Here is a 1351-nt window from a genome sequence, read left to right as displayed (position 1 = left end):
CGGGTCGGGCGCGAGGTAACATATATGGACGCTCCCGGAATGCAATGCTTTCTTCAGTTATGTAATAAAACGGGTAGGTGCAGCCATATATCCGGTTTCTGATGGGATTTTTATCCCGAACCATGATGAAATCCGCCAGGCAGGTACCAATCATCCTCTACGGGCTAACTTGCCCTTGTTACCTCTCGGTGTGTCCTGCCTGCGGTCTTACCTGTTTTGCCATCTTCTGAAGTCACCTGCACCTACCAGGACGTTAACTTTTTTTCAGCACCTCGTCAGATTGACTGACCTTGTGTCAGGCGAGCTGCCGAGGTTGATATTCAGTATTGTGTGACAACATTGACCACATGATCCTCGCTGTTTTTGCCGCCATGGCGACAACAGCTACATTGTAGTGCTTCCGCTCAAGGAGTCCCTGAAGCCAGGAATTCTCCTCAACCGCGCCGTTTCGGTTGACCCAGGCGGTAAGTGCGCGTGCGCCGTGAACCAGCAGGTATCGGAAATATCCATCTCCACGTTTGCTGATCCCTCCCAGTTGCTGTTTCCCGCCGCTGGAATGTTCCTTTGGTGTCAGCCCCAGCCATGAAGCGAACTGCTTTGCGGTACTGAATTGTCGGGCATTACCCACTGCTGCTACCACATAAGTGGCCGTTAGCATGCCAACCCCCGGGATCTTGGCCATTCTCTGGCAGGCTTCCTGCGTTCTATACCAGGAGGCCAGAGCTTCTTCTACCTGTTTAACTTGTTCTTCAAGTTCCCGGATATGTTTAGACTGTCTGTAGATGCTGGTTCTGACAAAGGGAGATAAACCATTTTCGCCATCCTCCAGAATGGCTGGCAGCTCACGTGTTAAATGGCTTTGTCCGGCCGCAATCGTAATACCAAACTCAGCAAGTGTGGCTCTTAAACTATTGGCACAGGCAATCCGCTCACGGATAAGTATTCCCCGTTCAGTGTGTAACGCTAAAACGGCCTGCTGCTCTTCGGTTTTTATCTGAACAAAACGCATATTCGGGCGGGTTACCGCTTCGCAGATTGCTTCAGCATCTGCTGCATCCGTCTTGTTCGTTTTCACATAAGGCTTCACATACTGCGGAGGTATGAGTTTTACCTCATGACCATAGCGGGTGAATAATCGCGCAAAATAATGACTGGATGAGCAGGCTTCCATGCCAATCAGACAAGGTTCCAGTTGAATCACAAACTGAACAAACTTAGCCCGGGTGAGCTTTTTACGCAAAATAGTATGGCCTTCATGATCGACACCATGAAGCTGAAAAACGTTCTTTGCCAGGTCGATACCAAGAGTTGATACTTTCATGTGGACGCTCCTAATTTTTCAGGACGTATT

1 protein-coding gene is annotated in these 1351 nt (G+C 49.5%); it reads right to left on the bottom strand.

The genetic code is table 11. From position 1 onward, the window contains the following. Positions 1-295: 295 nt before the first annotated feature. Positions 296-1321: an IS110 family transposase gene (locus tag K0335_RS22035; protein WP_000868863.1), complete on the bottom strand. Its 1026-nt coding sequence runs from the start codon at positions 1319-1321 to the stop codon at positions 296-298. Positions 1322-1351 lie beyond the last annotated feature (30 nt).

The sequence above is a fragment of the Escherichia sp. GZ89 genome, from assembly GCF_019366485.1.
GTDB lineage: Bacteria > Pseudomonadota > Gammaproteobacteria > Enterobacterales > Enterobacteriaceae > Escherichia > Escherichia fergusonii.
The sequence above is the reverse complement of the archived record's forward strand: the minus strand, read 5'-3'. Positions and strand labels throughout refer to the sequence as shown.

Bases quoted from the DNA above. Each gene is read 5' to 3' on its own strand.
- K0335_RS22035 (WP_000868863.1), bottom strand. From the start codon at position 1,321: ATGAAAGTATCAACTCTTGGTATCGACCTGGCAAAGAACGTTTTTCAG.